Consider the following 8,478-nt stretch of genomic DNA (forward strand, 5'->3'; position numbering starts at 1 on the left):
AACGCCTTTGGGAGTGCCGGTGGTGCCGGACGTGTAGACGACGTAGGCGATGTCCCCGGGCGCCGGCGGCGGTGGTGCGGTGGCGGGCCGCATCGTCGGCGCGGGGGCGTTGACGTCGACGACGGGCAGGCCCCACCCGCCCACTCGCGACCGCAGACCGCCGACGGTGATCACCGCGACCGCTGCGGCGTCGGTGAGCACGAATTCGATGCGCGCCGAGGGCAGCCCGGGGTCGATCGGCACGTAAGCCGCGCCGGTCTTGAGCACCGCCAGGATCGCCACCACCGCCTCGGCCGACCGGGGCAGCAACAGCGCCACCCGTTCACCGGGACGCGCGCCGTGACCAATGAGCCGGTGCGCCAGGCGGTTCGCGGCGTCATCGAGTTCGCGGTAGGTCAGCCGGTCGCCCCGGTAGCTGATGGCCACGGCCTCCGGGGCGCGGTCAACCTGGGCGACGAAGGCTTCCGGTATCGACCGGGTCGGGGAGGCGGCCTGCTCCAGCGCGCCGTGGTTGCCGATCGCCCGGAGCCGGGCGTGCTCCGCCTCGTCGAGCACGTCGATCGAGGACAACCGCCGGGTGGGGTCGGCGGTCATGGCCGCCACCACCCGCTGCAGTCGCGCCACAAACGTTGCGACCGTGGCGGTGTCGAACACATCGGTGCGGAACTCCACGGCTCCCCCGATCCCGCCGGGCCGGCCGTCGTCGGTCCAGCGTTCGGCCAGCGAGAACAGCAGATCCGTGCGGGCGGTGCGGGTGTCGACCGGAACGGCGGCGACCCGGAGATCGCCCAGCCGCAGGTCGGCGGGTTCGTTGTTCTGCCAGGCCAGCATCACCTGCACCAGCGGATGGTGGCCCAGGTTTCGGGTGGGGTTGAGCCGTTCCACCAGCACCTCGAAGGGCACGTCCTGGTGTTCATAGGCGGCCAGGCTGCGCTGGCGCACCTGCGCCAGCAGTTCGGCGGCGGTGGGATTGCCGGCCAGGTCGACCCGCAGCACCAAGGTGTTGACGAAGAAGCCCACCACGTCGTCGAGTGCGGGATCGGGACGACCGGCGATCGGAAAGCCCACAGCCACATCCGAACTCGTGCTCAGCTTGGCCAGCAGCACCGCCAGGGCGGCCTGGATGACCATGAAACTGGTCGCGTTGTGGGCGCGCGCCACCTCGCGCACCCGGTCCTGCAGCTCGGCGGGCCAGTCGACGCGCACCGTGGCTCCGCGATGGTCGGCCAGCGCCGGATACGGCCGGTCGGTGGGCAATTCGAGGCGCTCGGGCATTCCGGCCAGCGCGGCCTCCCAGTAGCGCAGCTGACCGGCGATCGGGCTGTCGGGGTCGTCGAGATCGCCGAGCTGGGACCGCTGCCACAGCGTGTAGTCGGCGTACTGCACCGACAACGACGGCCATCCCGGCTCGCGGCCGGCGCACCGGCTGGCGTAAGCCACCCCCAGGTCGCGCACCAGCGGAGTCAGCGACCAGCCGTCGGCGGCGATGTGGTGCACGACGGCCACCAGTAAGTGCTCGTCCTCGGCGATCCGGAAAAGCCGTGCCCGCAACGGTATCTCGGTGGCCAGGTCGAAAGGATGGGCCGCCGCGGCCTCGACGGCCTCGCTCAACCGCGCCGATGACCATCCGGTGGCGTCGACCACGTCCCAACCGGCAGCGGCGCGCTGCGGCGGCAGCACCACCTGCCGGGGCGTCCCCTCGGCCGCGGCGAACACCGTGCGCAGGCTTTCGTGGCGGCCCACCACATCGGCCAGCGCGGCGCCCAGCGCGTCCTCGTCGAGCTGTCCGGTCAGCCGTAGCGCCGCGGCCATGTTGTACACCGGCGACGGCCCGTGCAGTTGGTGGATGAACCACAACCGGGATTGCGCGAACGACAGGGGCAACACTTGCGGCCGCGGCCCGGCCGCCACGCGCGCCCGCGCCCGGCCGCCCCCGCCGATGCGCTGCGCCAGCAGGCGAATCGTGGGCGCCTCGAACACGGTGCGCACCGACAGCCGGGTATCCAGGCCTGCGTTGACGGCGGCGACCAGGCGCATGGCCGCCAGCGAATCCCCGCCCAGGTCGAAGAAGGACTCCTCGACGCCGGCCCGGGTCAATCCCAGTACGCGGGCGTATATTTCGGCCAGGATGCCCTCGGTCGGGGTCGCCGGCGGCCGGTACCGTTCGTCGTCGTGGTAGTCGGGCGCCGGCAGGGCGCGGGCGTCGAGTTTGCCGTTGACCGTCAACGGAATCGCGTCCACGACGACCACCGCGGCGGGCACCATGTAGGCCGGCAACCGCTCGGCCAGCGCGGCGCGAACGCCGGCCGGATCGGCCGTCCCCGTCACGTACGCCACCAGCCGGCCCTCGCGGACGATCACCGCCGCCTGCTCGACGCCCGCCAAACCCGTTAGCGCCGCATGGATTTCGCCGAGCTCGATGCGATACCCGCGGACCTTGACCTGGTCGTCGGCGCGCCGCACGTACCGCAGCTGCCCGTCCGGCGCCCCAGCGCACCAGGTCCCCGGTGCGATACATGCGCGCCCCGAACCCGCCGAACGGGCACGCCACGAACCGCGACGCCGTCAGCCCGGACCGGCCCACATACCCGCACGCCACGCCCCGGCCTGCGACATACAACTCGCCGACCACGCCGGCCGGCACCGGCCGCAACCACTTGTCCAACACCATCAGCGCCGCGCCGGACACCGGCGACCCGATCGGCGCCCCGGCCCCCGCGGTCAGCGGGGCGCTGATCGCCGCGTCGACGGTGGTCTCGGTCGGGCCGTAGGCGTTGACCATCACGCGGCCGGGCGCCCACCGGTCCACCAGGTCCGCAGGGCAGGGCTCGCCGCCGATCACCAAGGCCACCCCGTCCAGGCCATCCGGAGACAGGGCGCCCGCCTCGGACGGCGTCTGGCTGAGCACGCCGACGCGTTCGCGAATCAGCAACGCCCGCAAATCTTCCGGTGATCCGATGACCGGCTCGGGGACCACGACCAGCCGTCCCCCGTCCAGCAGCGCGCCGAAGATCTCCTGAACGGAGACGTCGAAGGCCAGGGAATGACACTGCGACCAGGCGGCGGCCGCCGGCAGGGGGGCATGCAGCGACGCCATCAGCTGCGTCACGTTCTGGTGGGTGACCGCCACGCCCTTGGGGACCCCGGTGGTGCCCGAGGTGTAGATCAGGTACGCGATGCCCTCGGGGTCGGGGTGCCGCAACGGCGTGGTGGGTTCGGCGTGCAGGGCCTCGTCGTTGACATCGACGATCGGCAGGTCGGCCCCGTACAGCCGGGACCGCAGGTCCGCGGTGGTCACCGCGACGGCCGCCGCGGCGTCGGCGATCATGAACCCGAGCCGCGCCGCCGGCAGCGCGGGGTCGATCGGCAGGTAGGCCGCTCCCGCCTTCAGCACCCCCAGGATCGCGACGATCGCGTCCGCGGACCGCGAAAACAGCAGCGCCACAACGGCACCGGGGCCGGCGCCGTGGCGCACCAGCAGATGCGCCATGCGGTTCGCGGCCTCGTCGAGCTCGCGGTAGGTCGTCGAGCGGCCCTGCCAACTCAGCGCCACCGCGTGCGGGTTGCGGGCCACATGCGCGGCGAACAGCTCCGGGATCGACGCCCCGGCCGTCGGTTCGGTCAGCGCGGCGCGATTGCCCCAGCCGATCAGGTGGGCGTGCTCCGACTCGTCGAGCGCATCGATCGCCCTCAGCAGCCGAGTGGGGTCATCGGTCATGGCCGACAGCACCCGACGGAACCGCCCGATCAGCGCATCGATTGCGGGCGCGTCGAATACGTCGGTGTCGAATTCGACGCGCAGGCCGAGTTCGTCGCCCGGCACGGCCTGCACCGAAAGCGGATAGTGGTTGAATTCGCGGCTGGTGAAGTCGGTGACGGTGACGTCGTGGGCGCCGGCCAGCGCGGCGGTGTCGATCGGATAGTTCTCGTACACGAACAGGGTGTCGAACAACTGGTCGTGGCCGGTGGCCCGGTGGATTTCGGACAGCGCCAGGTGTTCGTGCTCGAGTGTCTGGTTGTGGGCGCGGCGCAGTTGGTCGAGCAGGCCGGCGACGGTGGTCGCCGCGGTGATGGTGGCGCGCACCGGAACCGTGTTGATCAGCAGGCCCACCATCGACTCGGCGCCGGGCACCTCGGCCGGCCTTCCCGAGACCACCGCCCCGAACACGACGTCGTCCTGCCCGGTCAGCCACGCCAGCAGCTGGGCCCAGGCGGCCTGCAGCACGGTGCTGACGGTGGTGTGCGACGAGCGGGCCAGCGCGCTCAGCGCGCGGGTGGTTTCCGCCGGAACGCGGGAGGTGGCGACGCCCCGCCGCCCCGCCCGGCCGGGCGGGCGCACCAACGTCGGGCCGTCGAACCCGTCGAGCACGTGGCGCCACGCCGCGTGCGCGGCGGCCACGTCCCGGTTCGCCAGCCAGGTCAGGTAGCTGCGGTACGGCGTCACCGCCGGCAGCCGTTCGCGGTAGTAGCCGGCGAAGATCTCCCGCAGCACGATCGGCAGGGACCACCCGTCCATCACGATGTGGTGAACGGTCAACACGAAGCGGTGCCGGTCTTTCGCGGTGCGTACCAACACCGCCCGGAACGCCGGGTGGGCCGCCAGGTCGCACACCGAAGCGCGTTCGGCGGCGCACAGCTGCTCGATTTGCCGGTCGGGTTCGGCGTCGTCGGCGTCGAGTTGGAGATAGCGCCACCCCACGGTGGGGTCGGCCGGGATGATCTGCACGGGCTCGTCGAAGTCCTCGCAGAACCGGGCCATCAGGTTGGGGTGGCGTCGCAGCACGGTGTGGAGCGCCTCGCGCAGGCGGTGCGGATCAAGCGGGCCGCACACGGTGATGTCGAGCTGCACCGCATACACGTCGGCGCCCGGGTCCTGGCCGGAGCCGGCGTGGAAGAGCAGTCCCCGCTGCAACGGGGTCAGCGGCAACACATCGGCCGTCGGGAACCGCAGGCAGAGCGCATCGATCTGCTGTTGGCTCAGCCGGGCGGGCGCGATGTCCGACGGGGTCAACCCGCCGCCCCCGTTCCGGACGTGCGCGCAGATGCCGGTCAGGGCGTCACACCACAACTGGCTGAGCCGGCGGACCTCGCCGCGCTCCAGGGCCGAGGTTGCCCACGTCCAGTTGGCCTGCAGGCGCGGGCCGTCGGCGGCGTCCACCGTGGCGGCGTTCAGTTCCAGCGTGTGTCCCAACGGGACGGGCATCGCCGCGGTTGCGGCGGTCAGCGAGAGGCTGTCCTGATCCAGCCGCCACAACTCGTCGGACAACTCGGCCGCCCCGCCCAGCCATCCCAGGTAGTTGAAGCCGATCGACGGGTCCGGATCATCAAGGGCCACTTCGGGATTCAGGTAGCGCAGCAAACCGAAGGTCAGTCCGTCGGGCAGGGCGCGCAGTTGCTCCTTGGCCTCCTTGATCACCGCCCCCAGCTCGGCCTCCCCCGTCCTGACCCTGGCCCAGGGCGGCTTGCCGAGGCTGAACGCGACCGGATACTTGGCGGTGAACCACCCCACGGTGCGCGACAGGTCCACGCGCGGGCCCACGTCCTCATGGCGGCCGTGGGCCTCGACGTCGATGGAAAGCGGCGCGCCGGTGCCCAGGAATTCGCTGATCGCCAACCCGAGGGCGACCAACAGAACATCCTGGACACCGGCGTGGAACGCCGCCGGCACTGCCCCCAACAACATGCGCGTGGTCTCGGTATCCAGCGACACCGACAGATGCTCGGCCGCCCGGTAGGTGTCGGCGTCGGGCCGCACCCCCGGCAGCGCGGGCGGGGTGGCCAGCACCCGGCGCCAGGCGTCCGCCGCCGCGGCGACCTCGGGCCGCCGGGCGTGCTCCCGCAGCAGCGCCGACCACCGGGCGAACGACGTCCCGCCCGGGGGGAGTGCCACCGGCTGCCCGCCCCGCCGCTGGGCCCAGGCGATGTTCAAGTCCTCCAACAGGATTCGCCATGACACCGCATCCACGGCGAGGTGATGAATCACCAATGCCAACCGGCCGCTGGACTCCGCCCACAGCGCCCGCAGCATCATCCCGGCGGCCGGGTCCAGCCGCGACCGCGCCGCGACCAGCGCCGCTTCGGACAACTCGCCGACGGTGTGCAGGCAACCGCGAGCGTCGACCGCGCCGGGATCGGGCACCTGCAGCGACCAACCGCCCTCGCCGTCGTCGTCGAGGCGCAGCCGCAGCGTGGCGTGCCGATCAAGCAACGCCTGCAGCAGCGCCACCACGTCGTCACGGGTGACACCCGCGGGCGCCCGCACCACCATCGCCTGGTTGAACTCGTCGACCGGGCCGTCGATCTGCTGCAGCCACCGCATGATCGGGGTGGCGACGACTTCGCCGAGACCCTCGTCGACCACCTCGTCGTCGGTGGCCACCCCGGCCACCCGGGCCAGCCGGGCCACCGTCTGCTCGACGAAGATGTCGCGCGGGCGGAACAGGACGCCCGCCGCCCGCGCCCGGGCCACCACCTGCATGGACAGGATGCTGTCGCCGCCCAGGTCGAAGAAGGAGTCGTCGACGCCGACCCGCTCCACGCCAAGCACCTGGGCGTAGATGCCGGCCAGGATCACTTCGACGGCGTCGCCCGGGGCGCGGTAGCACTCGGCGCTCTGATAGTCCGGTGCCGGCAGGGCGCGGGTGTCGAGTTTGCCGTTGACGGTCAGCGGCAGCTCGTCCATGGCGACGACCGCGGCCGGCACCATGTAGATCGGCAGCCGGTCGGCCAGCTGGGTGCGGATGGTGGCGGGGTCGGCGGTCCCGGTGATGTAGGCGATCAGCCGCTTGTCGCCGGGCCGGTCCTCGCGGGCCACCACGGCGGCCCGCTCGACGCCACCCAAAGCCGTTAGCGCCGAGCGGATTTCACCGAGCTCGATGCGATAGCCGCGGATCTTGACCTGTTCGTCGATCCGCCCGAGATACTGCAGCTGGCCGTCGCGGTCCCAGCACGCCAGGTCGCCGGTGCGGTACATCCGCGCGGCGGGGCCGCCGAACGGGCAGGCGACGAACCGCGCCGCCGTCAACCCCGGCCGGCCCGCGTAACCGCACGCGACGCCGCGCCCGGCCACGTACAACTCGCCCACCACACCGACGGGCACCGGGCGCAACCACGTGTCCAGCACGAACAACGCCGCGCCGGGCACCGGTGACCCGATCGGCGGGGTTCCGGTTCCCGCGGACAGCGGGGCGGTCATCGCCGCGTACATCGTGGTCTCGGTCGGACCGTATTGGTTGACCATCACCCGCCCGGGCGCCCACCGGTCGACCACCTCGGCCGGGCATGGCTCGCCGCCCATCACGAGCGTCGCCGCCGATTCCAGGCCCCGCGGCGGCAACGCGGCGACGGCCGAGGGGGTATGGCTCAACACGCTGACTCGTTCGCGAACGAGCATGGCGTGCAAGTCTTCCGGTGAGCGGACCACGGAGTCGGGCACGATCACCAGGCGACCGCCGCGCAGCAGCGACCCGAAGATCTCCCAGACCGAGAAGTCGAAGGCCAGCGAGTGGCATTGCGACCACACGTCGCCGAGTTGCAGCTCGTCGTCCAGCGACTCGAGCAGCTGGGTGATGTTGTGGTGGGTGACGGCCACGCCCTTGGGCACCCCGGTCGTGCCCGAGGTGTAGATGATGTAGGCGATGTCTTCGGGGGACGGCGCCGGTAGGGCGCCGGCGGATTGGGTCGCTATTTCGGGGTCGTCGAAATCGATGACGGCCACGTCCGACCCGTCGAGCCGCGACCGCGACTCGGGGCTGACGACCGCGGCGAGCGGTATGGCGTCGGTGAGCATGAATTCGACACGGGCCGCGGGCAGGCCGGGATCGATGGGCAGGTAGGCCGCGCCGGTCTTGAGCACCGCGAGGATCGCCACGACGGCCTCGGCGGAACGCTCCGCGAGCAGCGCCACGCACTCCCCCGAGCCGGCGCCATACTCGACGAGCAAGCGCGCCAGCCGATTCGATGACTCGTCGAGGGCGCGGTAGGTCCACGAGCGCCCGGCGTGGGTGATGGCCACGGCGTCGGGGTCGCGATCCACCTGCGCGGCAAACATTTCCGGGATCGACACCGGCGCGGGCGCCGGGCGGTGCAGCGCCGCGCGGTTTCCGATGGCCTCGAGGTGGGCCTGTTCCGACTCGTCGAGCACATCGATGGACGAGATCCGCCGCGTCGTGTCGGCGGTCATGGCGACCAGCACCTGGTGCAGCTGATCGATCAGCGCTTCGATGCGGGCCCGGTTGTAGACGTCGGTGCGAAATTCGACCGCGCCGCCGATGCCGGCGGGCTGGCCGTCCTCGGTCCAGCGTTCGGCCAGGGAGAACACCAAATCCATCCGGGCGCTGCGGGTTTCGGTGGGCAGCGCGGTCACGTGGAGATCACCCAACTTCAGGTCCGCGAAGTCGTCGTTCTGCCAGGCGAGGACGACTTGGATCAGGGGGTGATGGCTGAGGCTGCGGGTGGGACCCAGCCGCTCCACCAAGA

General features: G+C 71.8%; 1 pseudogene. It reads right to left on the reverse strand.

Annotated elements, in window-relative coordinates:
- Window positions 1-8,478, reverse strand: a pseudogene (locus tag A5680_RS23770) (amino acid adenylation domain-containing protein); the annotation flags it as partial.

The sequence above is a fragment of the Mycobacterium sp. E2989 genome (assembly GCF_001667595.1).
Classification (GTDB): Bacteria; Actinomycetota; Actinomycetes; order Mycobacteriales; family Mycobacteriaceae; genus Mycobacterium.